Origin of the sequence: Paraburkholderia sp. BCC1886 (assembly GCF_900996245.1) — a bacterium.
GTDB lineage: Bacteria > Pseudomonadota > Gammaproteobacteria > Burkholderiales > Burkholderiaceae > Paraburkholderia.
Genome location: NZ_CAAJGK010000022.1, coordinates 174,167 through 200,351 on the forward strand (window position 1 = coordinate 174,167; position 26,185 = coordinate 200,351).

At 61.2% G+C, this 26,185-nt stretch carries 26 protein-coding genes and 1 pseudogene; 9 read left to right on the plus strand and 18 right to left on the minus strand.

All coding sequences use genetic code 11. The annotated features are described in order from the left end of the window. Nucleotides 1-22: 22 nt before the first annotated feature. From FQ746_RS02385 to FQ746_RS02395, 3 genes are all read right to left on the minus strand, one after another. The gene (locus tag FQ746_RS02385) at nucleotides 23-352 is read right to left on the minus strand and encodes a DUF4148 domain-containing protein (protein WP_144107170.1); all 330 of its coding nucleotides are present in this window, start codon (nucleotides 350-352) and stop codon (nucleotides 23-25) included. A 165-nt stretch (nucleotides 353-517) separates the two neighbouring features. Then, entirely contained in the window at nucleotides 518-889 is a 372-nt protein-coding gene (locus FQ746_RS34645) for a hypothetical protein (protein ID WP_186310605.1), read from the minus strand. A gap of 120 nt (nucleotides 890-1,009) precedes the next feature. Then, nucleotides 1,010-1,483, minus strand: coding sequence for an Lrp/AsnC family transcriptional regulator (locus FQ746_RS02395; RefSeq protein WP_144107174.1), 474 nt, complete (start codon nucleotides 1,481-1,483; stop codon nucleotides 1,010-1,012). A gap of 146 nt (nucleotides 1,484-1,629) precedes the next feature. Between FQ746_RS02395 and FQ746_RS02400 the strand changes: the two genes are divergently transcribed. Further along, nucleotides 1,630-5,163: an indolepyruvate ferredoxin oxidoreductase family protein gene (locus FQ746_RS02400; protein ID WP_144107175.1), complete on the plus strand. Its 3,534-nt coding sequence runs from the start codon at nucleotides 1,630-1,632 to the stop codon at nucleotides 5,161-5,163. Between the two features lie 51 nt (nucleotides 5,164-5,214). On the opposite strand, the gene FQ746_RS02405 is transcribed toward FQ746_RS02400, so the two are convergent. Further along, nucleotides 5,215-5,535, minus strand: coding sequence for an AMP-binding enzyme (locus FQ746_RS02405; protein ID WP_222105841.1), 321 nt, complete (start codon nucleotides 5,533-5,535; stop codon nucleotides 5,215-5,217). Nucleotides 5,536-5,583: 48 nt separating this feature from the next. On the opposite strand from FQ746_RS02405, the gene FQ746_RS35560 reads away from it, so the two are divergent. After that, a complete protein-coding gene (locus FQ746_RS35560; protein WP_409932355.1) occupies nucleotides 5,584-5,655 on the plus strand; it encodes a hypothetical protein in 72 nt (23 codons plus the stop codon). A gap of 34 nt (nucleotides 5,656-5,689) precedes the next feature. Continuing rightward, a pseudogene (locus FQ746_RS35565) lies at nucleotides 5,690-5,896 on the plus strand (TRAP transporter large permease subunit); the annotation flags it as partial. A gap of 30 nt (nucleotides 5,897-5,926) precedes the next feature. Here the strand turns inward: FQ746_RS35565 and FQ746_RS02415 are convergent. The 3 genes from FQ746_RS02415 to FQ746_RS02425 form a co-directional block, all read right to left on the minus strand. Next, the gene (locus FQ746_RS02415; RefSeq protein WP_144107180.1) at nucleotides 5,927-6,529 is read right to left on the minus strand and encodes a helix-turn-helix domain-containing protein; all 603 of its coding nucleotides are present in this window, start codon (nucleotides 6,527-6,529) and stop codon (nucleotides 5,927-5,929) included. A gap of 76 nt (nucleotides 6,530-6,605) precedes the next feature. Then, on the minus strand, nucleotides 6,606-7,370 hold the full coding sequence (locus FQ746_RS02420; RefSeq protein WP_144107182.1) for an enoyl-CoA hydratase/isomerase family protein: 765 nt from the start codon (nucleotides 7,368-7,370) through the stop codon (nucleotides 6,606-6,608). Further along, nucleotides 7,370-8,608, minus strand: coding sequence for a CaiB/BaiF CoA transferase family protein (locus FQ746_RS02425; RefSeq protein ID WP_144107184.1), 1,239 nt, complete (start codon nucleotides 8,606-8,608; stop codon nucleotides 7,370-7,372). The genes FQ746_RS02420 and FQ746_RS02425 overlap by 1 nt, the downstream gene beginning before the upstream one ends. 255 nt (nucleotides 8,609-8,863) lie before the next feature. On the opposite strand from FQ746_RS02425, the gene FQ746_RS02430 reads away from it, so the two are divergent. Then, nucleotides 8,864-10,255: a PLP-dependent aminotransferase family protein gene (locus tag FQ746_RS02430; protein WP_144107186.1), complete on the plus strand. Its 1,392-nt coding sequence runs from the start codon at nucleotides 8,864-8,866 to the stop codon at nucleotides 10,253-10,255. Nucleotides 10,256-10,282: 27 nt separating this feature from the next. Here FQ746_RS02430 and FQ746_RS02435 read toward each other — a convergent pair whose 3' ends face one another. Next, nucleotides 10,283-10,831 (minus strand): helix-turn-helix domain-containing protein, encoded by a 549-nt coding sequence (locus tag FQ746_RS02435; RefSeq protein ID WP_186310606.1) that lies wholly within the window; start codon nucleotides 10,829-10,831, stop codon nucleotides 10,283-10,285. A 259-nt stretch (nucleotides 10,832-11,090) separates the two neighbouring features. Here FQ746_RS02435 and FQ746_RS02440 point away from each other — a divergent pair, with 259 nt between their 5' ends. The 3 genes from FQ746_RS02440 (at nucleotide 11,091) to FQ746_RS02450 (ending at nucleotide 13,871) form a co-directional block, all read left to right on the plus strand. After that, nucleotides 11,091-12,416, plus strand: coding sequence for an MFS transporter (locus FQ746_RS02440; protein ID WP_144107190.1), 1,326 nt, complete (start codon nucleotides 11,091-11,093; stop codon nucleotides 12,414-12,416). Between the two features lie 6 nt (nucleotides 12,417-12,422). Beyond that, nucleotides 12,423-13,031 carry a glutathione S-transferase family protein gene (locus tag FQ746_RS02445; RefSeq protein WP_144107192.1) on the plus strand — a complete coding sequence of 203 codons (609 nt, stop codon included), beginning with the start codon at nucleotides 12,423-12,425 and terminating at the stop codon, nucleotides 13,029-13,031. Between the two features lie 63 nt (nucleotides 13,032-13,094). After that, nucleotides 13,095-13,871, plus strand: coding sequence for an aldolase (locus tag FQ746_RS02450; protein ID WP_144107194.1), 777 nt, complete (start codon nucleotides 13,095-13,097; stop codon nucleotides 13,869-13,871). A gap of 71 nt (nucleotides 13,872-13,942) precedes the next feature. Here the strand turns inward: FQ746_RS02450 and FQ746_RS02455 are convergent, their stop codons facing one another. Beyond that, complete coding sequence (locus FQ746_RS02455) at nucleotides 13,943-15,112, minus strand: zinc-dependent alcohol dehydrogenase (RefSeq protein ID WP_144107196.1); 1,170 nt, start codon at nucleotides 15,110-15,112, stop codon at nucleotides 13,943-13,945. Between the two features lie 19 nt (nucleotides 15,113-15,131). Between FQ746_RS02455 and FQ746_RS34650 the strand changes: the two genes are divergently transcribed. Both FQ746_RS34650 and FQ746_RS02460 read left to right on the plus strand, forming a co-directional pair. Next, nucleotides 15,132-15,299, plus strand: a complete 168-nt coding sequence (locus tag FQ746_RS34650; RefSeq protein ID WP_186310607.1) for a hypothetical protein — start codon at nucleotides 15,132-15,134, stop codon at nucleotides 15,297-15,299. 3 nt (nucleotides 15,300-15,302) lie between these two features. Continuing rightward, nucleotides 15,303-15,812: a hypothetical protein gene (locus FQ746_RS02460; RefSeq protein WP_144107197.1), complete on the plus strand. Its 510-nt coding sequence runs from the start codon at nucleotides 15,303-15,305 to the stop codon at nucleotides 15,810-15,812. 25 nt (nucleotides 15,813-15,837) lie between these two features. Here FQ746_RS02460 and FQ746_RS02465 read toward each other — a convergent pair whose 3' ends face one another. From FQ746_RS02465 to FQ746_RS02505, 9 genes are all read right to left on the minus strand, one after another. Further along, on the minus strand, nucleotides 15,838-17,637 hold the full coding sequence (locus tag FQ746_RS02465; RefSeq protein WP_260853853.1) for a glycoside hydrolase family 15 protein: 1,800 nt from the start codon (nucleotides 17,635-17,637) through the stop codon (nucleotides 15,838-15,840). A 25-nt stretch (nucleotides 17,638-17,662) separates the two neighbouring features. Beyond that, nucleotides 17,663-18,565, minus strand: a complete 903-nt coding sequence (locus FQ746_RS02470; protein WP_144107201.1) for an SDR family oxidoreductase — start codon at nucleotides 18,563-18,565, stop codon at nucleotides 17,663-17,665. Nucleotides 18,566-18,679: 114 nt separating this feature from the next. After that, the gene (locus FQ746_RS02475; protein WP_144107203.1) at nucleotides 18,680-19,309 is read right to left on the minus strand and encodes an ANTAR domain-containing response regulator; all 630 of its coding nucleotides are present in this window, start codon (nucleotides 19,307-19,309) and stop codon (nucleotides 18,680-18,682) included. Beyond that, nucleotides 19,310-20,461, minus strand: coding sequence for a transporter substrate-binding domain-containing protein (locus FQ746_RS02480; RefSeq protein WP_144107205.1), 1,152 nt, complete (start codon nucleotides 20,459-20,461; stop codon nucleotides 19,310-19,312). It abuts the gene before it with no gap. Nucleotides 20,462-20,625: 164 nt separating this feature from the next. Beyond that, nucleotides 20,626-22,599 (minus strand): nitric oxide reductase activation protein NorD, encoded by a 1,974-nt coding sequence (locus tag FQ746_RS02485; RefSeq protein WP_260853854.1) that lies wholly within the window; start codon nucleotides 22,597-22,599, stop codon nucleotides 20,626-20,628. A gap of 6 nt (nucleotides 22,600-22,605) precedes the next feature. Further along, complete coding sequence (locus FQ746_RS02490) at nucleotides 22,606-23,412, minus strand: CbbQ/NirQ/NorQ/GpvN family protein (RefSeq protein WP_144107207.1); 807 nt, start codon at nucleotides 23,410-23,412, stop codon at nucleotides 22,606-22,608. A gap of 63 nt (nucleotides 23,413-23,475) precedes the next feature. After that, on the minus strand, nucleotides 23,476-24,513 hold the full coding sequence (locus tag FQ746_RS02495; RefSeq protein ID WP_144107209.1) for an aliphatic amidase: 1,038 nt from the start codon (nucleotides 24,511-24,513) through the stop codon (nucleotides 23,476-23,478). 193 nt (nucleotides 24,514-24,706) lie between these two features. Then, the gene (locus tag FQ746_RS02500) at nucleotides 24,707-25,492 is read right to left on the minus strand and encodes an enoyl-CoA hydratase-related protein (RefSeq protein WP_144107211.1); all 786 of its coding nucleotides are present in this window, start codon (nucleotides 25,490-25,492) and stop codon (nucleotides 24,707-24,709) included. Nucleotides 25,493-25,545: 53 nt separating this feature from the next. Then, nucleotides 25,546-26,178 (minus strand): TetR/AcrR family transcriptional regulator, encoded by a 633-nt coding sequence (locus FQ746_RS02505; protein WP_144107213.1) that lies wholly within the window; start codon nucleotides 26,176-26,178, stop codon nucleotides 25,546-25,548. Between the last annotated feature and the right edge of the window lie 7 nt (nucleotides 26,179-26,185).

A 26,185-nucleotide genomic window follows, 5' to 3' on the forward strand; every position in this document is an offset into this window, starting at 1 on the left:
ATTTACCTGCAACACTTATTACTTATTGACCGAAGTAGATCGACCGCGCAGTCGTGGTGTGTGCCGTGCTCACATGAAAGCGATGTCCGGCGGACGAGGAACCGTTGGCGACACCGCCGACGCCTGTCGTATCGCGTTCTGCAGCGACACGCGCTTCGGCGGCCTGGATGTTCTGCGGGTAATCCTCGGCATTGTTTGCTGCCGGGTTATAGCCGGCCTTTTCGAGTTGCGCCAGTTGGGCGCGGACTTCGGCGCGAGTGACGGGTTGACTGGTTTGATTCGATTGTGCGAACGAGGCGACGGGAGCGGCAAGAACGAGTGCAACAGCAACAGCCTTGATGAGCGAGTTCATGATAACTACCTCCAGAGTTGTGTTTTATCCGGTGCTACAGACACCTTTGTCTGCAACCGATGAAACGCAGTCTAAGAGGCAGCGACTTAAGGGTAAATACTTAAGTCAAGACATGACTGTTGCTGTTAGCGCCCCAATGACGAATGCCGGAGCGCGAAGCGATGTTCAAAGCGTCTGGCGAATCTGCTGCAATTCGAGGTTGCCGACGACCTCGTGATGATCGCGTCGCAATGCATGCATGCGGCGAAGTTGTCGAACCGTGGATCGTGCCGCGCGTGCCGCACCGTATAACCATTCGATTGCGCCCGCTGCAAAGACCAGGAACAGCACACCGAGAATCAACGCATAGGCCGTCACGGACATGATCGCGTAACGCGAATTTTCATCGTTCATATGGTCCGCCCACAGATCGGGCAATTGCAGCAGCACATATCCTGTTGCGGCGGCTAAAGCTGTCCATAGCAGAAACACGGCAATCGAAAAGACGAAGTAGCAGAGATTGCGCGTGACTCCCCGTGCGGCATGTAGATAGCTCATGATCGACTCCAAGAAAGGGTTTCCCGGTGTAGTTGCCGATGCAACCGCCCCTGATGTCTTGATTACGGCAGGGCGAAACGGGGACTTGATATCGAACAGACGCTTTAAATGGGATTTTTTTTAATCCGCCGCGGTACGCACCGGCAGCGCCGTCTTGTACACCGTGCGCCGCAACGCCACCGACGTATTGATATCGCGTACGCCGTCGATTTTCGTCAGCCGCGTCATGACGAATCGCTCGATGCCGGAGATGTCCGGCGCCACCACGCGCAGCATGTAATCGAAAGCGCCGGTCATCAGATAGCACTCCATCACCTCCTCGCATTTCGCAATGGCGCGCTCGAAAGCGGCGAGCCGCGATTCGGTTTTCTTCTCTATCGCAACGGACACGTACGCATTGACCGGGAAGCCCGCCTTCTCCTGATCGAGCAGGGTCACGTACTGCGTGATGACGCCTTGCTCTTCGAGCAGGCGGATGCGCCGGTAGAACGGCGACAGCGAGAGTCCGACGTTCTCCGCGAGGTCGCTCGCCCTGGTATGAGCGTCGTGTTGCAGGTCGTTGAGAATGCGAACATCGATACGATCGAACTTCATTGGCAGGAATTCCCAAATGAACGAGCCGTTTATGAATTTTTTGCTAAACGGACGATAAATGATGGCCAACTTTGGCACAAGTCATTTTCATTGACTGCTTAAACTGAGGGCACGAACCCACAGAAAAAACAGCAGGAGACAACGCGATGAACATGCGAGCCATCGGCGGCGGCGACCACCGGATCGATTCCACCTACTCACTCGAAGACCGCTATAAGCGCGAAGAGGGCCCGGTGTTCCTGACCGGCACCCAGGCGCTGGTGCGTATCCTGTTCGAACAGGCACGCTGCGATCAGGCGGCGGGATTGAATACCGGCGGACTGGTCTCCGGCTATCGCGGCTCTCCATTGGGCGGCTTCGACCAGGAGTTGTGGCGGCAGCGCACCTTGTTGTCCGGGCATCGAATCCGTTTCGAACCCGGCCTGAACGAAGACCTCGGCGCGACCATGCTGTGGGGCGCGCAGCAGATCGACGCGTTCCCCGGCAAGCGCGTCGACGGCGTGTTTTCGATGTGGTACGGCAAGGGGCCGGGCGTCGATCGCACCGGCGACGTGTTCCGCAACGCGAATATTCTCGGCACGTCGCGCACCGGTGGCGTGCTCGCGGTGGCCGGCGACGATCACGCTGCGCAGTCGTCGATGTTTCCACATCAGACCGACCACGTGTTCGAAGGCACGATGATGCCGATCCTGTTTCCGGCATCCGTCGACGAATATATCGATTTCGGCTTGTACGGCTATGCGATGTCGCGTTTCGCCGGCGTGTGGGTCGCGTTCAAGGCGATCACCGAGACGGTGGAAAGCGGCCGCTCGTTGCGCGTGCAAGCACCGGCAAGCCGCTCGCCGTTCCTGACGCCCACCGATATTTCCATCCCCGCGCGTGGCCTCGGCTACGACCCGGACCTGCGCTGGCCGCAGGAGCGCGCGGAACTCGAACGCCGTCTGCTCGACGAGCGTCTTCCGGCCGTTCAGGCATTCGCCCGTGCGAATCCGGTCGATCGCACCATCGTGCGGCCGCGTGGCGCGCGTATCGGTCTCGTCACGGTCGGCAAGGCGCATGGCGACGTGCTCGCCGCGCTTGCATTGCTGGGCCTCGACGAAGCCGCGCTCGCCGATCTGGGCATCGGTCTCTACAAGGTCGGCATGATCTGGCCGCTCGAAGCGCGCGGTCTGCAAGCGTTCGCACAAGGGATGCAGGCGCTCTGCGTAGTCGAGGAAAAGCGCTCGTTCGTCGAGCGGCAAATCAAGGAAGCGCTGTTCAACGTACCGGCCGGCGAGCGTCCTGCGGTGTACGGCAAACTCGGGCGTAACGACGCGCCGCTGCTGCCGGCCGCACTGGAATTCTCGCCGCGCCAGGTCGCCGAAGCATTACGTGGATTTCTGCTTGCAGAGGGTGTGCAGTGGCGGCCCGATCAGGAACAGACGGCAGCGGCAGCACCGACTGCCTCGCGCCTCGCCGGCCGCACTATCGCGCTCGTGCCGTTAGCCGAACCGTTGACGCGCACGCCGTTTTTCTGCGCGGGTTGCCCGCACAACACGTCCACGCGGGTGCCGGACGGGTCGCACGCGGCGGCCGGTATTGGCTGCCACATCATGGCGCTCGGGCAACGCGACGATACCTCGACGTTCTGCCAGATGGGCGGTGAAGGCGTGCAATGGGTAGGCCTGTCGAGCTTCACCGACATGCCGCATCTGTTCGTCAATCTGGGTGACGGGACCTATCAGCATTCGGGCAGTCTGGCGATTCGCCAGGCCGTCGCTGCAAAAACCGACATCACCTACAAGATCCTTTTCAACGACGCCGTTGCGATGACCGGCGGCCAGCCTGCGGAAGGCGGCTTGACGGTCGCGCGGGTCGCGGCGCAACTGGTCGCCGAGGGCGTCGGCAAGGTGGTGGTCGTGTCGGACTCGCCGTCGAACTACAAGCCGCGTGGCGCCATTGCTCTGCCGGCAGGCGTCGATGTTCTGCATCGCGATGCGCTCGATGCATTGCAACGCCATTTGCGCGAACAGCGCGGCGTCTCGGCGATCATCTACGACCAGACCTGTGCGGCCGAAAAGCGGCGACGCCGCAAGCGCGGCAAACTGATCGATCCGCCCAGACGCGTAGTGATCAATCCGGCCGTGTGCGAAGGCTGCGGCGACTGTTCCGTGCAATCGAACTGCATCGCCATCGAGCCGCTCGAGACCGAACTCGGTCGCAAGCGCGCGGTGAACCAGTCGAGCTGCAACAAGGATACGTCGTGTTTAAAGGGCTTTTGTCCGAGCTTCGTCGAGGTGGCGGGTCTCGAACCGGCTAAACCCGACACTCAGCGCATCAAGCGACTCGAGGCTCAATGGGCGTCTCGCTTGCCGCCGCCGGCCGCGTCGGCCCAGACATGGGCGTTGGCGCAAAGCGCGCGCATCGTCGTCGCGGGTATCGGCGGCACGGGTGTCGTGACGATCGGCGCGATTCTGGCGATGGCCGCGCACCTGGAAGGCAAGGGTGCGTCGACGCTCGACTTCACCGGCCTCGCACAGAAGAACGGCGCGGTGATCAGTCATCTGCAGATTGCCGCGAGTGCACAACAGATTCTCACCTCGCGCATCGACGCACACGCTGCCGACGTGATGATCGGCTGCGATGCGGTGGTGGCCGCTTCGGCGGGCGCGCTGTCGCGCTTGCAAATGGGTACTTCGCGCGCCGTGGTGAATAGCGCAATCACGCCGCCGGCGGATTTCGTCGGCAACGGCGATTTGCCGATCAGCCTCGACGCGCATCGCACGGCCATCGACACTGCGCTCGGCGGCGCAGGCGACTTCTGGGATTGCGCGGGCGCGGCTCAAAGCCTGTTCGGCGATGCGCTCGGCACCAACATGATGATGGTCGGCTTCGCATTCCAGCGCGGCTGGATCCCATTGTCGGAAGCCGCGATCATGCGGGCGATCGAACTGAACGGCGCCGCGGTGTCGCTCAATCAGCGGGCGTTTTTCTGGGGACGGGTGCTCGCACACGATCCGGCCGCGTTGAACGCGACGGTGGGCAACAGGACGGACGTGCCCGAAGCGTTCGACCTCGAGCGCTTTATCGAACGACGCGTAGCGGACCTGCAGCATTATCAGAACGCGGCTTACGCACGTCGTTATAGCGCGCTGGTCGACTCGGTCGTGCAGGCGGAACAGCGCGTGAACGGTCAGGCCGGCCCGCTTGCCGAAGCGGTGGCGCGTCACTACTTCAAAGTGCTGGCCTACAAGGACGAATACGAAGTCGCACGGCTGCATACGGACGGCCGCTTTGCCGCGACGCTCGCGAACGCTTTCGACGGTCGCGCACGGACCACGTTCTATATGGCGCCGCCGCTGCTGTCCAAACGCGACCCGCGCACCGGACGGCGCGCCAAGATCGCTCTGCAGGGCGCGTGGCTCGAGCCGCTTTTGCGTGTGCTGAAACACGGCAAGGTACTGCGCGGTACGTGGCTCGATCCGTTCGGCCGTCAGCAGGACCGGCGTATCGAACGTGCGCTGATCGGCGAGTATGAAGACGACGTGCGGCTCGCGCTGGGACGTCTCACGACGGCCAATTTCGATGCGGCCTGCAAACTGCTGGCGGTGCCGGCTTCGATTCGCGGCTTCGGTGTCGTGAAGGAACGCAGTTACGAAGTGGCGCAGCGTGAGCGGCGGATATGCCGGGAAGCGCTGTAGAAAGAAAAAGGTGCGGCTGCAGGCAGCCGCACCGATCTCTGGACCAGGCTCTCAAGCGTCGATCAACTCCCGCCGCTTCAATTCATCCAGCACCATCCGCTTCGGCACCTTCCCATAGCCCGATTTCGGCAAAGCGTCCCAATACAGCACGCGGCGCGGCATCTTGTACTTCGCGATACGCTCTTTCAGAAACTCGAGCAGGTCCATGTCGTCGCATCGAGCGCCTGGATTCAGCACGCACACCGCGACGCCCACCTCGCCCCATTGCGGATCGGGCACGCCGACCACCGCCACTTCGGAAATCGCGCCATGTGTGAGGATCGCTTCTTCGATCTCGCGCGGATACACGTTCGAGCCGCCGGAGATATACATATCCGACGCGCTGTGCCGCTGTTCATTTTTCTCGGGCTGTTGATGGAAATGACCGGCGTGGTGCGCGCAATAGTCGGTTTCCTCGGCAATCTGCTCGGACATGTACGCGCCGGGTTGTAGTTCGTGCTGATCGGCGCAATGTATCTGGTCTCGGCACTATGCGATGGTCGTGGTGCTCTCGATGGGGGTGGGATTGTTCACGCCGCCGTTCGGTGTGGGTTATTACTCGGCCTGCGTGATCAGCAAGGTGCATCCTGACGAAGGCACGCGTCCGATAATCGGTTATGTGATTGCACTCGTGATCGGGCTAATCGTGGTGGCGGCGGTGCCGTGGTTGTCTACCGGGTTCTTGCCGGGGTGATGGAGGGGGCGCGCATTCGTCGGGCGTGCATCAGTCCCGGTCGCCCTGGCTGTACACGAACATCGACAGGAACTGGATTGGCGTTTTGATCAGCCGCTCCGGGCCGTGCGGCACGTCGGCCTGGAACGTCAGCGTGTCGCCGGGATGCAGGATATAGGTCTGCTGGCCGTGCCGATATTCGATCACGCCCTTGAGCATGTGGATGAACTCGGTCCCGGGATGCTCGAAGACGGGAAAGGTTTCCGATTCGTCGTCCATGGTGATCAGGAACGGTTCGAACAGTTTTTTCGGTCCCTGGTCGTAGGCGAGCAGGTGATAGGTATGACCCCGCCGCGTGCCTTTGCGCACGACTTCCATGCCTTCGCCTTTCTTGACGAGCTGCGCGCCGCCTTCGGGCGCATCGAAACGGCGGAACAGCGTGGACATCGACACGCCCAGCGCGTTGGCGATCCGGTTCAGCACGTCGAGCCCGGTCGAGGTTTGCGCATTTTCGATCTTCGAGAGCATGCCGCGGCTTATGCCGGCCTGCTCGGACACCTGGGCGATGGTCAGTCCATGGCGCAACCGGAGTTCGCGAATCGTCGTGCCCAGGTAGCGTTCGAGCGAGGTTTTGCTGTCTTCGCCGTTTTGCATGGTTTGTCGGACTTCGTGTAAAGGCAAGAGCGTAGCAGATAGAAAAGGACGTCTGCCGCCTTGCACGAGCCCGACGTCAATAACTCACTTTCTGCCCCGCGAGAAAGGCCTTCAAACCGAGCTTCGCATCGGCGCTCGTAAACGCGCGTTGACCCAGAACCGCCTCTCTGCGAAACGCGTCGTCCATAGGCAGATCGGCGAGCTCGCCGACCGCCTGCTTGATCAACTGAACCGCGCCCGGACTAAGCCGGCTGATCGCGGCGGCCAGCTCATACGCGGCAGGCAGCAGGTCGGGTGCCGGCACGACGTGGTTGATCAGCCCCATCTCCGCGAGTCTTCGCGCGGTGAAGCGCTTACCGCTGACGAGCAGTTCCATCGCGAATGCATAGGGGATCTGTCGTGCGAGTCGCACGAGTGTGCCGCCGGCCGGTACGATACCCAACCCGGCTTCTGGTAGAGAAAATTCGGCCTGTTCAGCAGCGATGCGGATATCCGTGCCCAGCATGATTTCGAAACCGCCGCCGAAGCATAGCCCGTTGACCGCGCAGATCACCGGCTTGTTGAGCTTCGTATGCTTCAGGTGCGCATCGTCCCATTCGGAGATATCGAAGTTGTCGCTGGCGAGGGCAGGGATGGACTCGGTCAGATCGGCGCCGACGCAAAAAGCACGCTCTCCGCTTCCGGTCAATACGACGACCCGAACCCGGTCGTCTTCACGGGCTTCGATAAATGCACGGCCGAGATCCTGGTACATCTGCAGCGTCAGCGCATTCAGCTTCGCGGGACGGTCGATGGTGAGCGTCGCGATATGCCCGTCGACTTTGTAGCGGATATTCGACATCAGATCACTCCTTCTTTCTGGAGTCGTTCGTATTCGTCGCGCGGCATGCCGAGCCATTCCAGGAATATCGACTCGTTATGCTGACCGAGCAACGGCGCCGCCGTCAAAGGAGTGCCCGTCGTCCCGGACATCTTGATGGGCGAGCCGAATACCTCGAACTTCGCTCCGCCGAATTCGACGGGCACGATCATCTCGCGAGACACGACGTGCGGGTCGTTCACCACTTCGCCAATGTTCTTGATCGGCGAAAGCGGGAAGCGGTCGCCTGCCAGCGCTTCGAGTTCCTGTTTCGTATAGCGGGCACACCAGCGTTCCACGACAGGACGGACACGGTTTTCATAAACCGTCGCGTCGAATCGCTTTGCCATCGTATCGATCTCGCCGTCGCCTGCCAGTTCGGGTTCTCCGAATGCGCGGCAGGCCTCGCGCCAGAACTTGTCGGTATAGGCGCCGAAGAAAACGTGGCCGTCGCGACATGCATACATGCCGTACGGCCGCACGAACGGATGGTCGTTGCCGAGCGGCGCAGCGACGGTCTGATTACTCGTGAAATTGACCACCGCGTTTTCGGTCAAGGTCAGAACGGAGTCCTGTTGCGAGACGTCGACCATCTGTCCCACGCCGGACGTCGCGACGGCTCGCAGTGCGGCCAGCGTGCCGATCGTCGCATAGAACGAGCCGGCGAGGTCGCCGATAATCGTGCCCACTCGCATCGGCATATCTGGCATCCCGTTCATCGACCACAATCCGCCGGATGCCTGCGCGCTATTGTCGTACGCGGGTCTCGACGAGTTCGGACCGGACTGCCCGAAGCCGCTGATCGCGGTGTAGATCAGGGCGGGATTGATTGCGCGCAGCGTGTCGTAATCGAGTCCGAGCTTCTTCATGGTGCCGGGCCGGAAGTTCTCGACGACGACATCCGCCTTCGCGATCATCTCCTTGAATAGTCGCTTGCCTTCGTCTCGCTTCAGGTCGATCGTCACGCCGCACTTGTTGCGGTTGTATTGCGCGAAGAAGCCGCTGCGAGATTCACCCGCTACGTCTGCAAAAGGCGGGAAACTGCGGACATAGTCCGCGTCGTCGGGGTGCTCGATCTTCACGACAGTGGCGCCCAGGTCTGCGAGCATCATCGTGCAGTACGGGCCCGCTACGACTCTCGTCAGGTCGAGTACGGTAATGCCCGCGAGCGATGGACCGGCGTGCGGATCCGGACGCATCGCATTGGCGGCGGTATTCATGAAGTGATCCTTAGTAATGGTATTCGAGTGCTTTTCAGCGGCGTGACAGGGCGCTACGACCGCAACCGGTCATAGGCAATATTGATCTGTATGATCCCGTCTCCCTGCTTTGCTTTTTGCTTGTCGCGGGAGGCATTCACCACGGCTCGTTGTCTGGACCTAACTGTAGCGGGTCTGTACCATAAGAGAAGGCACAGTTGGGCCAGACAGTTGCGCGACACGTCGGGACACTGCGCAAAACAGAACGAGCGGAACATGCAAAACAAACGAGGTTCCCTGGCTGACGGGATCGCCAGATCGCTGCGTCAGCAAATCGCCGACGGTGCATTCCGGCGCGGAGAAAAGCTTCCATCCATTCGCGATCTCGTGCGAATGCACGGTTACTCGAAGAACACGGTGGTCGAAGCGTACGAGCAACTCGTGGCTATCGGTGAAGTCCGGCCGAAGCGCGGCGCGGGTTATTTCGTTTCGGACGAGCACGAGCCCGAGCCTGCTGCGAGTGCCGGACCTTCCGCGCGCCTGCGCGAGGCAATCGATACGGTCTGGATGCTGAGAGAACAAACCAATAACGACCCGCTTCATTTACCGCTGGGGCACGGCATTCCACCGGCTTCATGGCTCGCCGACTGCAGACCGGAGCGCTACCAGCAGCAGGTCTTGCGCGCGAGTGCCGGACGTATGCATCAATATGGCAACCGCTTCGGATATACGGCGCTACGCCAGGTTCTGGAGCGCAGGCTGTACTCCATTGGCATCCATGCAAACGCGAATCAGATCGTCACCACCAATGGCGCCAATCATGCAATGGACCTGATCATCCGTTGCCTTCTTCGTGCGGGCGATACGGTGCTGGTTGACGAGCCGGGCTACTATCCGCTGTTTGGGAAAATCAAGCTGCATGGGGCGATACCGGTAGGCGTGCCGCGTCTCGCCGACGGCCCGGATCTCGATGTACTCGAACATCTGTTGAAGACGACACGCGCGCGATTGTTCTTCACTCAATCGGTCGGGCAGAACCCGACCGGCTCTGACACCGCGCCGTCGAAAGCACATCGCATCCTGCAACTGGCGGACCGATACGACATGATCGTGGTGGAAAACGATCCGCTAGCCGATCTGAAACCGGCCGCGGCGGCGCGCATTGCTACGTTGGATCAATTGCGCCGGACGGTTTATATCGGCAGCTTCACGAAGTCGGTGTCGGCCAGCTTACGTGTCGGTTTCGTGGCCTGTCATACCGATCTGGCCGACGATCTGGCCGACGTAAAGATGCTCGTGCAGGTGAGCGGATCGGAATATAGCGAACGCCTGCTCGACACGATACTGAGAGACGCGAGGTTCACCCGCTATATATCGAAGCTGAAAGCGCGCGTTAAGGTAGAAACGGAGAAAGCGCTGAAAGTTCTCGACGAGGCCGGTGCCACACTCTTCGCCGCTCCGCAGGAAAGCCTTTATCTCTGGGCGACACTCGACGCCTATCCCGATTCAATGGAACTGGTCAGAGAGATGTTGAGCCGCAATATCAGCCTCGCGCCCGGTGCGGTGTTCTACCTGGACAATCAGAAGCGCCAGGCGTGGTGCCGTTATAACGTGGGCTATACGCACGACCCGCGCTTCGTGGCGGCCATTGCCGCGGCTCGCCGATAAGCAGGGTTTCACTGTGAAGTGAAGGCGCTATTCGTCGCGCGTTCCGGTCACGACGACGAGTACCTGGGCCTCGTCGCCCAGATTGCGAACCCGATGTTTGACGAGCCCCGGGAACTGCAAAAAATCGCCTTCGCGCAAGATAATCGACTGATCGGCCAATTCGATTTCAATCGCGCCGGAGAGCACGTAGAAGATCTCGTCGCCGGAATGGTAGGCCGCTTCCTTGAGTTCGGTGTCCGCCGTCATTCTCAATAGTAATGCGGTCGGACCATCGCCGCCGCCGACGCGGCTAAGGGGCGCGTAATCGTAATCGGCCCCTCGTTCCTTGCGGTAGTGACGTTCGCTCGCGCGTACCAGATGCATCACGCCCTTGTCGACCTGTTCACCGAGTAAACCCGCAGCCGATGTGTGAAGCGCCTGGGCGACCCGCATCAACGCGGAAACAGAGACCGTTTTCTCGCCGCGCTCGAAGCGCGACAGATGCCCTTTGCTGATACCCGAGAGCGTGGCCAGTTCGTCCAGCGTCATGCCGTGGCGCTGCCTGAGCGCGCGCGTGAGTTCGCCTGGATGTTGCACTGCGGTGTCCGCCGCACGCTCGCTACCACGCGCCTTCGCTCTGCTTTTGCGCTCGTCAGTCGACAAAAAATGCCTCCGTATTCCTGTTCGCCGTCGATTCGTCCCGCTGCCCGCCTCATGCATATCCGGCAAAAAATTATTTTTGAACAGGATGCGGGAAGGATTCTAAACGAATAGACTGGCGACGCATTGGACAACAAAGTTGTCCAATGGGCAAACGTCGACAACAGGGGCAGTAAGACGAGAAAAGGGGCAGACGATGAACACGGTCAGGCAGGAGGCGCCGGAACTGGCGCAAGGTACGGCGCCGGGCAATCGGCGGATGGTGCGGGTGGCGGCAGCCTCGATGGCCGGCACGGCGATCGAGGCCTTCGACTTTCTGGCGTACGGCACGGCAGCGGCATTGGTGTTCAACAAGCTCTTCTTTCCGGGACTCGACTCGGCGACGGGCACACTGGCTGCGTTCGGCGCCTTTGCGGCGGGGCTTTTTGCGCGGCCTGTCGGCGGTGTCATCTTCGGTCATTTCGGTGACCGGATTGGCCGCAAGTCCATCCTGATCCTGAGTCTTGTGCTGATGGGACTGTGCACGACGCTGATCGGATTACTGCCGACTTACGATTCCATCGGCATCTGGGCGGCCGTGTTGCTTGTCGTACTGCGTATCGGGCAGGGTGTCTCTTTCGGCGGTGAGTTGGGCGGTGCGGTTCTGATGGCGGTCGAACATGCGCCGGCAGGCTCCAAATCGTTCTACGGGAGCCTGCCGCAAGCCGGTGCGCCGATTGGCATTCTGCTGTCGACCGGCGCGTTCGCGCTGGTCAATATGCTCCCTAATGCCAGCTTCATGAGTTGGGGTTGGCGCATTCCGTTTCTCGCCAGCGCGGCGCTGATTGCCGTCGGCGTCTTTATCCGCATGAAAGTCGAAGAGACGCCCGAATTCGACGCGGTCAAAAAGCAGCACAAGGTCGCGACAATTCCGGCACGCGAGGTACTCGTGCATCACTGGCGGCCGCTCCTGCTGGCCATTGGCGGCAAGCTGGCCGAGGTGACGCTGGTCTACACGATCATCGTATTTTCGATTTCGTATGCCACCGCGAATCTTGGCTTTACGCGTGCCAACGCGCTCAATGCCGTACTGATCGGCTCGCTTTGCCAGATCGTGACGATTCCCCTCTTCGGCTGGCTGGGTGACCGCATCGGCGCGCGCCGGCTTTATATCATCGGCACGCTGCTGCTGGCGATCATGGCGATGCCGCTGTTTCATGCGATGGGCACGGGCTCGCTTCCGCTTTATACGCTGGCCGCCGTGACCGCGCTCGCGCTGAACTATGCGATTATTTTCGGACCACAATCGAGTCTCTACGCGTCGCAGTTTCCGGCTGAATTGCGTTATTCCGGCATTTCAATGGGTATTCAGATCGCGGCGGCGATCGGCGGCGGTCTGGCGCCGCTGATTGCTTCGTGGCTGGTCTCGCATGTCGGCGGCATCGGTTCGGTCGGTATTTATCTGAGCGTGCTCGGACTGATTGGTGCGTTGAGCGCATGGATGATGAAGCCGACCTCGTCGGACCGACCCATTAAAGGATGAGCCGCCATGCAAACGCTTTATGACCATCCGCTGTCCGGCAACTGCCACAAGGTGCGCCTGTTGCTGTCGATGCTCGGGCTAACGTATCGCAGCGAATTCGTCGATGTGCCGAACGAGGCGCACCATGCACCCTGGTTCGGCCGTATCAATCCATTGCGGCAGATTCCGGTTCTCGAAGACGAGGGCACGCTAATGTGCGACAGTCAGGCGATCCTTACTTACCTGAGCCATCGCCATGCACCGCAGTGGCTGGGCGATACGCCGGAAACGCAAGGGTATGTCGTGCAGTGGTTGTCGTTCGCGGCGAACGAGATCGGCAACAGCCTGCAACCGGCGCGCCTTTACTATCTGCTCGGCGAGAAAGTCGATATCGAGGCAGTGAGCGCGAAAGGACGGCGCGTGCTCGAAGTACTCGACGCGCACCTTGCGGATCGCGAGTGGCTGGCCGCCGCGCGGCCCACCATTGCAGATCTCGCGTGCGTGCCTTATGTCGCGCTCGCTCGCGAAGGACATTTGCCACTGGACGATTACCCGCATGTGATTGCATGGATTGCGCGAATCGTCGCGCTGCCGGGGTATATATCGATGCCCGGCCTGCCACCCATGGCCAATTAGCCGGCAATCGACGGATTGCCTGCAAGTACTCAATTTCCGAACATCCCGACACGGAGAATAACCATGCTTACCGAGACAAAACTGGCGGCGACCGATCAGGCGGTCACCGAGATGGCCGCGCGACTCGATCTGGGAAACTGGACCGAGAAGGAGAAAGTGGTCCTCACATGCCGCATGCTGGCCATGGAAAACCATTCGGAAACGCTGGCCGGCCAGATCACCGTGCGCTGCCCGGACGGCACGTTTCTGACGACACCGCTGGCGGTCGCTTTCGACGAAGTCGAACCGCGCCATGTCATGCGCGTCGACGACTCGCTACGCGTGCTGGAAGGCGAGGGCATGCCGAACCCGGCCGTGCGGTTTCACCTGTGGGTGTATCGCCGCCGGCCGGACGTTCAAAGCATCGTACACACGCATCCGCCGTACGTATCGACGCTGTCGATGACCGGCCGTCCTTTGCGTGTCGCGCATATGGATGCCACGCCGTTTTTCGACGACTGCGCGTTTCTGAAGGAGTGGCCGGGGTTGCCGATCGCCGACGACGAGGGAGAGATCATCTCGGGCGCATTGGGCAGCCGCAGGTCGATTCTGCTGGCGCACCACGGTTTTCTGGCGGCAACGTCGTCGATCGAAGAGACGGCGTATCTGTCGATGCTGATCGAACGCGCAGCACGCAATCAGATTCGTGCCGAGACGCTGGGCCCGATTACCGAACTCAATCCCGTGCTGGCGAAAGAGTCGCATGACTTCCTGCTGCAGTCGAGCGTAGTCAGGGCGAGCTTCGCGATGTTCGCGCGACGGGTTTTAAGGCAGGCGCCGCAAGCGCTTCGCCGCGATTAACGCCTGCGCGGTAGCTAGCCGCACCGCACCGCATCGTGTTTCGTCAGACCGATGCAGTGCGGCGGTTTACGTCAAGGCTTCAACACGACCTTGATGCAACCGTCTTCCTTGTCGCGGAACGTTTTGTACATACCCGGACCCTCTTCCAGCGGAACGGTATGGGTGATGACGAACGAGGGATCGATCTGTCCTTCCTGAATCCGCTTGAGCAGGTCATCGGTCCAGCGTTTGACGTGCGTCTGGCCCATCTTCCACGTGAGACCTTTGTTCATTGATGCGCCGAATGGAATCTTGTCGATCAAGCCGCCATAAACACCGGGGACGGACAACGTACCGGCAGGACGGCAGACATAAATCATTTCGCGCAGGACATGTGGGCGATCGCTCTCCAGCATGACCGCCTGCTTGACGCGGTCGTACATGGCGTCGAAGGAGCGCGTGGCGTGCGATTCCATGCCCACCGCGTCGATGCATTTCTCCGGCCCTTTTCCGTGAGTGAGATCTTTCAGCCGGTCGAGCACGCTTTCGTCTTCGAAGTTGATGGTGATGGCGCCGCCCGCGCGCGCCATGGCCAGACGTTCCGGCACGCGGTCGATGACCACGACCTGTTTTGCGCCTAGCAACACCGCGCTGCGGATGGCCATTTGCCCGACCGGACCGGCTCCCCAGATTGCCACCGTGTCGTCGGGCTGGATATCGCAATTCACCGCGGCCTGCCAGCCGGTCGGAAAGATGTCGCCGAGAAACAGTACCTGCTCGTCGGTAAGCCCATCGGGTATTTTTACGTGAGTCGTGTCGGCCATCGGTACACGCACGAATTCTGCCTGGCCGCCTGCGTAGCCGCCGGTCAGATGCGAATAGCCGAAGAGTCCGGCAGTCGTATGGCCAAAAACCTTATCGGCTTTCTCCTTGTTGCGATTGCTGCGCTCGCAGACCGAGAAATTGCCGCGCTTGCACTGGTCGCATTCTCCGCAAAAGATAGTGAACGGTATGACCACGCGTTCGCCGACCTTGAGTTGAGTGTTGTCCTTGCCGACTTCGACGACTTCGCCCATGAACTCGTGTCCCATGATGTCGCCGCTTTCCATGGTCGGCATGAAGCCGTCGAACAGATGCAGGTCGGAGCCGCAAATCGCGCAACAGGATACCTTGATGATCGCGTCGCGACCTTCCTCGATAATCGGATCGGGGACCGTATCGCAACGAATGTCGTGCTTGCCATGCCAGCGAAGTGCTCTCATTTGAATCTCCTGAATGCTGATGGCCGACTCCTCTATCGCGCGTCTGCCCGATATTGCGTTCGGCTCTTTTTTGCAGCAACGGGCATTCCAATGGGCTCAGGTATATTCGCTCCTGGAACGTGAACAGGGAACGGCGCTTGCTTCAGTCGATGCGATCGTATCGTTCTGTTTTGTCGAGAGAACCTGATCCATGCCGAAACGCGCACCCTCTACGCCTTTTCTGATCGCGGAGCGAGTTGTCATCGGTCTTTACGACGGAGGTGTTCTGTCGCCGGCAGTGCTCGAGCGGGTGCTCAAGGCATTCGTGCAGGACGTTGCGGATTGGCAGACGACACCCGACTTGCGGTCGGTCGATGGGCGATCCCTTCATGAAATTGTCGTTTCGACCATGATGCCGGACCATGCGGGTGAATCCGTACCGGACTCGTTCATCGCCGTCATTGAACATCTCGCCGACAGCCACACGAAAGCCAGCAACGCGTCCGTCGAAGCGGACAGTGGAGATACCACTCCCGCAAAGCGGCGCGCGGCCAGAAAGAAGCAGGAGCCGGAAGAAGAGGCGGATAACGGCGAACTACTGGCGCAATTGTCGGGAAGCGCAAAAGCTGCCTCGCCAGGCCGCTCGCGCGGCGCGAAACGGGAAGCGAGTTCTGCCGGATTCAATCCCTTCGTCAATGCGGCGCCGCCCCGCCGGAAGTAGTGCGAGCAGGACAACGCCCAGGTACCTATAGCGACGAGCCAGGCGTGAGAGCAGTGAGCGCCTGAACGATCGCAAGATGTGTGAGACCTTGCGGCAGATTGCCGAGATACCCGCCGGTATGCGGGTCGGCCATCTCCGGATAAATACCGACGCCGCCGTCGAGTGCTTCGACTACGGCGTCCAGCGCCTGCGTAGCCGCCTCCGTTTGCCCGAGCAACGCGCGCGCTTCGATGTACCAGAACGTACAGGCCAGAAAACAGCCTTCTTCCCCGGCCATTCCGGTGTACCGATAGTGGAAGGGGCCTGCGCCCAACTCACGCTGAATGGCATCGAGCGTACGGGTCATACGGTCGTTGCCGTCGAAACGGAAACGCACGGCCAGCGCCATCGAAGCGTCGAGCTTGTCGCTGCCGGGGTACATCACGTACGCGCCTTTTTCTTCGGACCATCCATACCGCTCGATCCATTCGGCGATACGGTCGCGCTCCCGTTCCCAGCGATCGCGGCAGGTGGTCGGCAGTTGTCCGCTGTCGGCGAGTTCGACCGCCCGCGCGAGTGCTTCCCAAGTGCTCAGTTTGGACATCGTGTAGTGCTGGGCTTCTTCCAGCTCCCAGATGCCCGCGTCCTTGCGTCGCCAGTTGTCCGCGCATTGATCCGCGAGCCGTGACAGCGTTTGAGCGCTTTGCGAATCCAGAATGTTGCCGCTGCGCACGAACACGGCGGCGGTGCCGAATATATCGCCGTAAATACCGTGCTGATGTTGATGCGCGGCCGCATTGCCGGTAATCACGGGCGCCGAATTTCCATAGCCGGGAAGATTCAGCGGGATGACGCCGGGCACCTTCCCTCCGGACAAGCCGAACAGAACCCGCGCGCCTTCGGTCTCGATCTGCTTCAACAACCAGGAGAAGGCGGCCTTGGCTTCGGCCTGCGCATCCATCCGCAAGAATGCCTTGATGGTGTAGCCGGCATCGCGGACCCATGCGTACCGGTAGTCGAAGTTCTTGTTACCGCCGATCCGTTCAGGCAAAGAAGTCGTGGCGGCCGCGGCAATCGCGCCGCTCGGCGAGTACAGCAGGAGCTTGAGCGCCAGCGCGCTGCGCACGAGCAGCGCGCGGTGCGGGCCGTCGTAACGAAGGTGGCCGGTCCATTCGCGCCACGCTTCATCCGACCGGTCGATGCGCCCGTCGATCACGTCGATGGGCGGCACGACCAGCGGTTCGTCCTGACCGGCGACAATGGCAACCGTCTGGCGCTCTCCTGCACGAACAACGCAATGGGCGAGCAGTCCGCTATCGTCGTGCGATTCGATTTCCATGCCCTTGCTATGCAGGACGAGCCCAAGCACACGACCCGCGTGAAACACATCGTGTCCGCCGATGATCGAACAATAAGGGCTGATCGTATCGCCCTGACGGCTAAAACGGATACGGATTTCGAATCGAACGCTACCCGACAGCCCTTCGACACGACGCGCCAGTTCTGCCCAGGGCAGTCGGCCGGCACCGCTGCTGTTGTGCGACTCGATAAGACGCGCGCGACCCGTCGGCGTCGTGAACACCGTCTCGAGTACATTGCTGTTGGGCAGATAGCGCCGCTCGACGCTGAACTCGTCGGCGGGCGTCAGCGAGAAATAGCCGCCTTGCTGCGCGTCGAGCAGCCGGTCGAATAGCGGCGGCGAGTCGATGCCCGGCACACACCACCAGTCGACCGAGCCATCGGCGCCGATCAGTGCGACCGAGCGGCCGTCACCGACCGCGCCATAAGATTTAAGCGGCAAGGTCCCATTATGGTCCCGTTGCCACGTTTTGCGTTCATTGCTCAATGGTTCGATACCTTTAACACGTCGATCAAGGCAGGTGATTGCCGCCGGTCACGCCATATACTTCGCCGGTAATGAAGCTCGACTCCTGCGACGCGAGCAGCACATACACGGGCGCGAGTTCGGCGGGTTGTCCCGGCCGTTTCATCGGCGCTTCCGAGCCGAATTTCTCGATCTTGTCCTGCGGTTGACCGCCGCTCGGTTGCAGTGGTGTCCAGACCGGCCCGGGCGCGACGGCGTTCACGCGAATCCCCTTGCTGATCGCCTGTTTGGCGAATGCATGCGTGAAGGCGGTAATGGCCGCTTTGGTCGAGGCATAGTCGAGCAGGCCGGCGCTCGGCTGATAGCTCTGGATCGACGTGGTGTTGATAATGGTTGCGCCCGGCGGCAGATGCGGCAGCGCAGCCTTGCAAAGCCAGAACATTGCAAACACATTCGTACGGAACGTTGCTTCTATCTGCTCGGTGCTCAGGTCGGCGATATCGTCGACATAAGTCTGCTTGCCCGCGACGTTGACGAGAATGTCCAGACCGCCGAGTGCCGAAACCGACTTGTCGATCAAGGTCTTGCAGAACGCTTCGTCGGAAATGTCGCCTGGCAGCGTGATGGCTTTGCGCCCGGCTTCCTCGACGAGTTTGACGACTTCGCGGGCGTCGGCTTCTTCGCTTTCGAGGTAGCTCAGTACCACGTCGGCGCCTTCGCGTGCGAAGGCGATGGCGACCGCCCGGCCGATACCGCTGTCGGCGCCTGTAATGAGTGCGCGGCGACCGGCAAGACGGCCGAAACCTTGGTAACTCGACTCACCGTGATCCGGCTTCGGCGTCATGTCTTTGGCGAGACCGGGCGCGGGTTGCGGTTGACGCTCGAAATCCGGCTGCGGGTACTGGGTGCGCGGATCCTGCATTGCGTACTGATTCGGGACATGGGACATCAATCGACTCCTTGCGTATAGGTGACGACGGAGGGAAGGCTTCCGTCAGGGTCACCACATTCAGCAAGGGGTATTCCCGAGTTGGCAGGAAAGCGTTTTCGTGGAGGGCGAGTCTTACGTCTTCCCCAGCGACAGAATTTCACTCGCGTTGATAATCGCGTCGGCAATCTCTTCCGTTGTCACGCGCTTGCTCATTGCCTGCTCGCGGATCAGGTCATAAGCCGCGCCATCCGAAATCCGGTGCGTGCGCATCAAAATGCTCTTCGCGTCCGCAATACGTCGCACACCGAGTAGCTTGGCTTCGAGCTTACGGATCTTGCGGCTCTGTTCCTTCGATTCACCGTGCACCCGGCGCGCCACGACCAGCGCGGAGAGCAGACCGAACGAGCGCACCGGCGACGGCAGCACCGCGCAGGCTCCGACCTGCAGAACCGAATCGACGATGGTCGGGTTCTCGTACGTGACGATGGTGATGATGGCGGGCACCGGGTCGGCCTCGAGCCATTCATAAGCGGCGCCCATCGACTCGGGGCGTATCGCCAGAAAAATCACGTCGATGCCTTCGGGCAACGCGGGTAACGGCGGCCAGAACGCCTGCACCTGGCAACCGATGCGCTGCAATTGCTGGGTCAGCAATTTGCCGTCCGAGTCGTCGGGATGAAACACCAGCACGCGCAACGTGCGCAGGTCTTTCAATAACGAAGGCGTTGCGCGAGTCGAGCGCCGATGGCCGGAAGCCTCCATTCAGAGCTCCAGCGAAGTCAGCGCGGTGGTCCAGTCGCCGAGCGAATGGGTCACGAGATAAGGATCGGGATGAACCGCGCGGGTCGCTTCACGCACGATCGTGAACTTGCCCTGCGAATTGACGACGCCGATTCTCGGGTAAAGACAGGTGTGGTGATTGGTCGTGTCGATGCGAACGCGTCCTTGCGGCGCGTCGAATTCGCTGCCGAGAATATGCGGCAGGATATCGACGATCTCGTCGCTGCCCGCCTGTCTGAACGCGTTGGCAAAGATATGCAGCTGAAAATAGGCCGCTTCCCAGCACATATTCGGCACGGCATCCTGGCCGAACATTCGCCGAAAACGTTCGAGCGTGAGCACGTTCTGCGCGGACTGGATCGACTGGAAATAGGGCGCCGCGGTGAAATGTCCGGCGGCTACTTCGTTGCCCATCTGGCTGATTTCCGCCTCGGACGTGGTGAGACTTGCAATCGGCATCCGTTTGGGGTCGAGGCCTGCCTCGGCGTACGCGCGATAGAACGTGGCCGTCGAATCGCCGACGACCGTCGAGAAGATAAAGTCCGGTTGCTTCGCGCGAATGTCGTCGAGTATCGGCTTGAAATGCGCGGCGCTCGCATTGAGCGGCACGTAGCGCTCGCCGACTTTGTCGCTGCCTTGGCGCTGCAGCACCAGTTCGCCCATGATCCGGTTCGACTCGTAAGGGAAGATGTAATCCGAGCCGACCAGATAAACACGCGCGCCGAAATTCGAGGTCATGAATTCGGCCAGTTGCACGCTGTTCTGGTTGGGCGCCGCGCCCGTGTAGATAATGTTGCTGGAAAACTCGAAGCCTTCGTAAATGGTCGGGTAGAACAGCAGCTTGTTCCATCGTTCGACAATGGGCAGCACCGCCTTGCGGCTGCTCGACATATAGCAGCCGAACAGCACGTTCACGCGATCCTGCACGATCAGTCGTTCCGCCAGCGCGGCATAAACGGCCGGGTCCGATTGCGCGTCGTAGATGACGGGCACCAGTTCGCGACCGTCCACACCGCCCGCGTCGTTGACTTCCTGAATAGCGAGCAGCGTGCCCTGCAGCTGGGAACAGCCGATCGTGGAGGTGGCGCCGCTGGTGGAGAAGAGAACGCCCACGCGAACCGGATCGTTAGCCATGGTGGCTACCTCGCGGTGAGCAACGCGAAGACGACACGAACATCGGCAGCAGGATGGATCGGTAGAGCAGGGGCATGCGAATGAAGTCTCGTGACATGGCGCTGGATTGATTCAAAGGATAATCGATCAATAACCGGTACAGGTTGTCGATATCGCTCCCGGCACTAGCCGGCGAGTTGGGCGTAAAGCGCGGAGAGTTGCGCGGGCAACGCCTGCGGCTGGCTCGCCGAGCGGCAGGTCGCGCGGCCGACGATGCGGCGCATGTAATCGGCCGGCCCGGCGTCGATGGCAATGCCGGCGGTCACGATACCGGCGCGACGCGCGTCAGCGGCGGCAACGCACGCATCGTGGACGAGATACTGCGCGTCGAACACGTCGATGTCGGACGGCACACCGTCGGTGATCGCAATGATCGCTCGCCGCTCGAGTGGCTCCGCTGCCAGTAGCGTCGTCGCGTGGCGCAGCGCCGCGCCCATGCGCGTCGAAAAGCGCGGGACGGCCGCGCGAATGGCGGCCTCGCGCGTCTGATCGAGCGGCACGCCGAAATCGAGCAGCCGGTAATAGTTGACCGCCGCGCGCGTGTCCGACGCGAAGCCGTGCACGGCGATACGGTGTCCGGCTGCCTGCGCAGCGCGGGCGAGCAGCAGTGCGGCGTCTTTTTCCAGGTCGAGTATCGACCTGCCGCGCTCGCCGATCGGGTCGCCGCTGGACGCCGACAGATCGAGCAGAAGCAGCATGCTGATCGCGCGAGTAGCCCGGCCTGGGCGTGTGAATACGCGGTGCTCGGGTGTGTGTCCGCGACGCCGGTCGATCGCGTGCTCGATCGCCGCGTCGAGGTCGAGGTCTTCTCCTTCGGACTGGCGGCGCAAGCGCGTGTTGCGGGTGAGACCGGCGAGCGCCGGCAAGCGCAGAGCAGGTAAAGCGGCAGGGGCACTTGCGAAAGACGTGAGGGCTCGCGATTGTGAAGATCGTTCGATCACGGTGCACCACGACGATCGCAACAAACCTAACCGATAGTCCCATTCCGGATAGACGACACGCCGCGTTTCCGGCTCCTCCCACGGTGGCGAGTCGGCAGGCTGCGTTTCTCTCGGAACGAGCGCGGCGGCAACGGGCGACTGCGTTTGCAGTTCCTGCGTTTCATCCGGGGGCTCGGTATTCGTGTAGACCCAGAGATAAGTATTGTCATCACGGTACGCAGCGGGCACCACGTACTGCTGCGCATGAAACCTCACCCGCATCTGCCCGAGATCGTTGGCAAGAATGGAGCCGATCTCGCGAAATGCCTCGTAATTCCCGAGCGTATTCGCACGTTCTTCAAACAGTCTGCGTGCTTTGTTCACCCAGAAATTGTCGTCGCAATAGGACGGTTCGATCAGCGCATAGTTCATTCGCGAGATCAGGGCGGAAAACGACAGGCCTTCGGGATCCAGCGCACGTGCCAGCAAAGGTCTGAACCACTCGCGCAGACCCGGACATTCGCGCATCAATAAACGCTCCACGCGCGCATCTTCCACTGCCGAGATGACGGCGAGGCTCATGGGCTTGAGCGTGCCTGCAGCGAGACCCGCCGGCGAATAACGAAGATGAGCCGCCGCATGCGCCACCGAGGCTCGAAACAACTGCGTCGGCTCGGGGGCGTCGAGCGCCGTGGAATCGGCGGCAAGCAGAAGGTGGGTCGACGTCAGGATCGCCCGCTGCGGCGCTGCGCTCAGACTGTCGAAACCTTGCGACTGAAGCTGCATGCGACGCCCGGCCAGCGTATCGAGCAGCAGGTTCAGCGACGCAAGGGCGGCGGGCAGGCGGGTCGTGCCGGCTTCGGCCGAGATGGCTTCCGTTGCGCGCGGGTCCTGCAGACTGAAATAGCGTTGCCGTTTGCCAGGATCGTTGGGATAGAGGCGCAAGCCGGTCAGCAGCCAGGCGGCGATAGCATCGGCGCACAAGCGCTTCGTCAGTTCGGGCAGCACCGAAACAGCGGCTTCGCCGCTGGCCGCGTCGAAATCGTGTAGCGCGCCGAACCAGCCCGCTAGCCTGGCGGTCGCTTCAAAGTCCGATCCTTCTTCGCACGCGCGATTGAGTACGTCGTCGAAAGACGGCGGCTCCGGCATGACGCGCTCCGTGATGACCCTGGTTTCCATGCAACGTCACGCGAACTGCGCGTCGATGAGATGGCGCAACGTCTGCGTCATATCGGGGTCGTCGGTCAGCGCCTGCGTGATCGTTGCTTCGCAACTGGCGCGCGGCGTGACGCCGGCGCGAATCAGCGTCGCCGTATAAATCAGCAGACGGGTGGACACGCCTTCGTCCAGGCCGCGTTCCTTGAGCGAGCGCGTATGGTGCGCGAGCTTCACCAGCTGACGCGCGAGGTCGTGCGGCACCTGACCTTCCTGCGCGACGATCGCGCTCTCTATCTCCTCATCGGGATAGTCGAACTGCATGGCGACGAAGCGCTGTCGTGTCGACGGCTTCAGGTCTTTCGAACGGCTCTGATAGCCCGGGTTATACGACACCACGAGCTGAAAGTCGGGATGCGCGTGCACCAGTTCGCCGCGCTTGTCGAGTGGCAGCACGCGCCGCGCGTCGGTCAGCGGATGAATCACGACCGTCGTATCCTGGCGTGCTTCGACGACTTCGTCCAGGTAGCAGATCGCGCCGTTGCGCACGGCCGTCGTGAGCGGTCCGTCGTGCCATGTCGTACCCTGCGCGTCGAGCAGATAACGCCCGATCAGGTCCGAGGCGGTCATGTCCTCGTTACAGGCCACGGTAATCAACGGGCGGTTCAGCTTCCACGCCATGTGCTCGATGAAGCGCGTCTTGCCGCAACCGGTCGGTCCTTTCAGAACGACCGGCAGGCGATGCGCGTACGCATGGGTGAACAGCGCGATTTCATCGCCTGCTGCGCGATAGAACGGTTCGCTGGCGACGCGGTACGGGTCGAGATCGGTGAGCACGAAGAGAGAGTCCCTGGTTGGAGAAGAAGGCGGCTATCCGCTGGCTGCCGCCTGCCCGACGGACTAGCGATGTTCCACCGGCTCGTGCGGAATACCTTCTATCGGGCATTCGGGTGTGCCGATCGTCGAACGCGTGAGCGCCTCGACTTCCTTGCGCGTGCCGTCCGGGTCGTTGATCCATTTGCCGTAGAACTCGAACGGACAGGCGGCGACGCCCAGCGCGCCTTCACCCGAGTTCAGCTTGCCGGTATAGCCACGATGCAGCAATTTGAACAGGTGATTGTTCGACTGCATGTTCTTGCGGGCGTCGCGAATCAGGCTGATGGACAGCTCGCCGTAGTTGATGCCCATTTCTTCGGTCCCGCATTCGCCGAGCGCGCGGCCATCGAAGCCGATGATCGACGAGCCGCCGAAGTACGAATACACGCCGTCGAATCCGGTCGCATTCGCCACCGCCACGTACGAGTTGTTCATCCACGCCATGGTTTTGGCGACCATGGCCTGCTGTTCTTTGGCCGGGTACATATAGCCCTGGCAACGCACGATCAGTTCGGCGCCGCGCATTGCGCAGTCGCGCCAGATCTCCGGATAGTTGCCGTCGTCGCAGATAATCAGGCTGATCTTCATGCCTTTCGGGCCTTCCGACACGTACGTGCAGTCGCCCGGATACCAGCCTTCGATCGGCGCCCACGGCATGATCTTGCGATACTTCTGCACGATCTCGCCCTGGTTGTTCATCAGGATCAGTGTGTTGTACGGCGCTTTGTTCGGATGCTCCTCGTGACGCTCGCCCGTCAGCGAGAAGACGCCCCAAACGTTCGCCTTGCGGCAGGCCGCCGCGAAGATTTCGGTTTCCTCACCGGGAATGGTGGCGGCGGTTTCGTACATTTCTTTCGCGTCGTACATGATGCCGTGCGTCGAGTACTCCGGGAAAATCACCAGGTCCATGCCCGGAAGACCTTGCTTCATGCCGACCAGCATCTCGGCAATCTTGCGCGCGTTGGCGAGCACTTCCGCCTTGGTGTGCAGTCGCGGCATCTTGTAGTTGACGACCGCTACGCCGACGCAATCCTTGGTGCTGCCAATATCTCCGTGTCGCATTTCATCACTCCAGTGGGTCGTTCGAAGGGGGCGAAAATCGAAAACAAAAAGGCCCGAGCCGGTATGAACCGGGTCGGGCCTTTTTGCCTTGCACTCCGCTGGCGATATTGGCAGCGAGTGCGAAATGTGCAGGACAGTTGTTGTCCTGGGTGAATTTATAGCACGGCGATTTTCTGATCAAAAAAGATTTTTTTCATCGATTCCTGAACACCGGCTTACGTTTTTCCAGAAACGCGTGCATGCCTTCTTTCTGTCCTTCGGTCGCAAAGGTGGCCTGAAACAGTGCACGTTCATGGACGATGCCTTCGGCGAGCGTCGACTCCATCGCGCGATTCACGGCCGCTTTGGCCATGCGGACGGCGGGTGCGTTGAAGCCGGCGATAGTGCGCGCGGCGTCGAGTGCGGTCTGCAGCAGTTCGCCCGAAGGCACGACACGCGCGACGAGTCCCGCCGCCAATGCTTCGGCCGCCTTCAGGTTGCGCCCGGTCAGAATCAGATCCATCGCCAATGCCTTGCCCACGGCATGGGTGAGCCGCTGCGTGCCGCCGATGCCGGGCACGACACCGAGTTTGATCTCCGGTTGCCCGAACTGCGCATCGTCCGCGGCGATGATGAAGTCGCACATCATCGCCAGTTCGCAGCCGCCGCCTAGTGCATAGCCGCCCACGGCCGCGATGATCGGCTTGCCGATCGTGCGCACACGGTCCCACTCGGCAAAGATGTCGTCGGCATTCAGTTCGCAGAAGCTCTTGTCGACCATTTCCTCGATATCCGCACCCGCCGCGAACGCGCGAGCGCTGCCTGTCAGCACGATGGCGCCAATGCTCTCGTCCGCATCGAAGGTTCGCAGCGCGTCGAGTACCTCGCGCGATAGCTGGCGGTTCAGCGCGTTGAGTTGCTTCGGCCGGTTCAACGTAATGAGCCCGACACCGTCGTGTCGTTCGATGACGATCGTGGAGGAAGGGGTCGAAGAGTTCATGTCTGCTCCTGGTAATTTAATTAGACCAAACGATTAGTAAATGGCAAAAAAACTCAGGTCTCGAGCAGACGGAAAAAGCCGCCCGCAAAAGTTTGCAAAGGGGCTCCGGAGCGCGCGAGCCGGGCGCGCAGAACGGCGCCTTCCCAGCCCGTCCAGAAGAATTCGGCCAGTTGTGCGCAGTCTGCCGTGGCGGGCAGCGTCCTGTTCTGCTGCGCGAGTTGCAGGCATTCGGCAAGACGGTCTTGCCAGTCGGCGAACACATTGTTCAAGCGACCGCGATACGACTCGGGCAGCGCGCTCATTTCCTGGCCAAGATTGCCGATCAGGCAACCGCGACGGTAGTCGTAGCGACGCATGCCGCGATCCGCATCGTCTACGAAGTCCTGAATGCGTTGCAGAGGGGCGCGGGAGGGATTGCGGAGAAACCGGTTCAGCTTGCTCGCGAAAAATCCGGAGTAATGCTCGATGAGTTCCAGCCCGAACGCTTCCTTGCTGCCGAAGTAGTGATAGAACGAGCCTTTGGGAACCGATGCTTCGCGCAGGATGTCTTCGAGCGCCGTGGCGGCGAAGCCTTTTTCCGTCAGCATGGCGACGCCGGCCCGCAGCAGGGCTTCGCGGGAGTCGCTATAGCCGTTCAGTTCTTTTGGCGGCCGGCCGCGACGGCGCAAGGTGAGAGGCGTGTCCATCCGGGAA

Excerpts from the sequence above, each read along its gene's own strand:
- FQ746_RS02385 (WP_144107170.1), bottom strand. The coding sequence starts at position 352 with ATGAACTCGCTCATCAAGGCTGTTGCTGTTGCACTCGTTCTTGCCGCT.
- FQ746_RS34645 (WP_186310605.1), bottom strand. The coding sequence starts at position 889 with ATGAGCTATCTACATGCCGCACGGGGAGTCACGCGCAATCTCTGCTAC.
- FQ746_RS02395 (WP_144107174.1), bottom strand. The coding sequence starts at position 1,483 with ATGAAGTTCGATCGTATCGATGTTCGCATTCTCAACGACCTGCAACAC.
- FQ746_RS02400 (WP_144107175.1), top strand. The coding sequence starts at position 1,630 with ATGAACATGCGAGCCATCGGCGGCGGCGACCACCGGATCGATTCCACC.
- FQ746_RS02405 (WP_222105841.1), bottom strand. The coding sequence starts at position 5,535 with ATGTATATCTCCGGCGGCTCGAACGTGTATCCGCGCGAGATCGAAGAA.
- FQ746_RS02415 (WP_144107180.1), bottom strand. The coding sequence starts at position 6,529 with ATGCAAAACGGCGAAGACAGCAAAACCTCGCTCGAACGCTACCTGGGC.
- FQ746_RS02420 (WP_144107182.1), bottom strand. The coding sequence starts at position 7,370 with ATGTCGAATATCCGCTACAAAGTCGACGGGCATATCGCGACGCTCACC.
- FQ746_RS02425 (WP_144107184.1), bottom strand. The coding sequence starts at position 8,608 with ATGAATACCGCCGCCAATGCGATGCGTCCGGATCCGCACGCCGGTCCA.
- FQ746_RS02430 (WP_144107186.1), top strand. The coding sequence starts at position 8,864 with ATGCAAAACAAACGAGGTTCCCTGGCTGACGGGATCGCCAGATCGCTG.
- FQ746_RS02440 (WP_144107190.1), top strand. The coding sequence starts at position 11,091 with ATGAACACGGTCAGGCAGGAGGCGCCGGAACTGGCGCAAGGTACGGCG.
- FQ746_RS02445 (WP_144107192.1), top strand. The coding sequence starts at position 12,423 with ATGCAAACGCTTTATGACCATCCGCTGTCCGGCAACTGCCACAAGGTG.
- FQ746_RS02450 (WP_144107194.1), top strand. The coding sequence starts at position 13,095 with ATGCTTACCGAGACAAAACTGGCGGCGACCGATCAGGCGGTCACCGAG.
- FQ746_RS02455 (WP_144107196.1), bottom strand. The coding sequence starts at position 15,112 with ATGAGAGCACTTCGCTGGCATGGCAAGCACGACATTCGTTGCGATACG.
- FQ746_RS34650 (WP_186310607.1), top strand. The coding sequence starts at position 15,132 with ATGGCCGACTCCTCTATCGCGCGTCTGCCCGATATTGCGTTCGGCTCT.
- FQ746_RS02460 (WP_144107197.1), top strand. The coding sequence starts at position 15,303 with ATGCCGAAACGCGCACCCTCTACGCCTTTTCTGATCGCGGAGCGAGTT.
- FQ746_RS02470 (WP_144107201.1), bottom strand. The coding sequence starts at position 18,565 with ATGTCCCATGTCCCGAATCAGTACGCAATGCAGGATCCGCGCACCCAG.
- FQ746_RS02475 (WP_144107203.1), bottom strand. The coding sequence starts at position 19,309 with ATGGAGGCTTCCGGCCATCGGCGCTCGACTCGCGCAACGCCTTCGTTA.
- FQ746_RS02480 (WP_144107205.1), bottom strand. The coding sequence starts at position 20,461 with ATGGCTAACGATCCGGTTCGCGTGGGCGTTCTCTTCTCCACCAGCGGC.
- FQ746_RS02485 (WP_260853854.1), bottom strand. The coding sequence starts at position 22,599 with ATGGAAACCAGGGTCATCACGGAGCGCGTCATGCCGGAGCCGCCGTCT.
- FQ746_RS02495 (WP_144107209.1), bottom strand. The coding sequence starts at position 24,513 with ATGCGACACGGAGATATTGGCAGCACCAAGGATTGCGTCGGCGTAGCG.
- FQ746_RS02500 (WP_144107211.1), bottom strand. The coding sequence starts at position 25,492 with ATGAACTCTTCGACCCCTTCCTCCACGATCGTCATCGAACGACACGAC.
- FQ746_RS02505 (WP_144107213.1), bottom strand. The coding sequence starts at position 26,178 with ATGGACACGCCTCTCACCTTGCGCCGTCGCGGCCGGCCGCCAAAAGAA.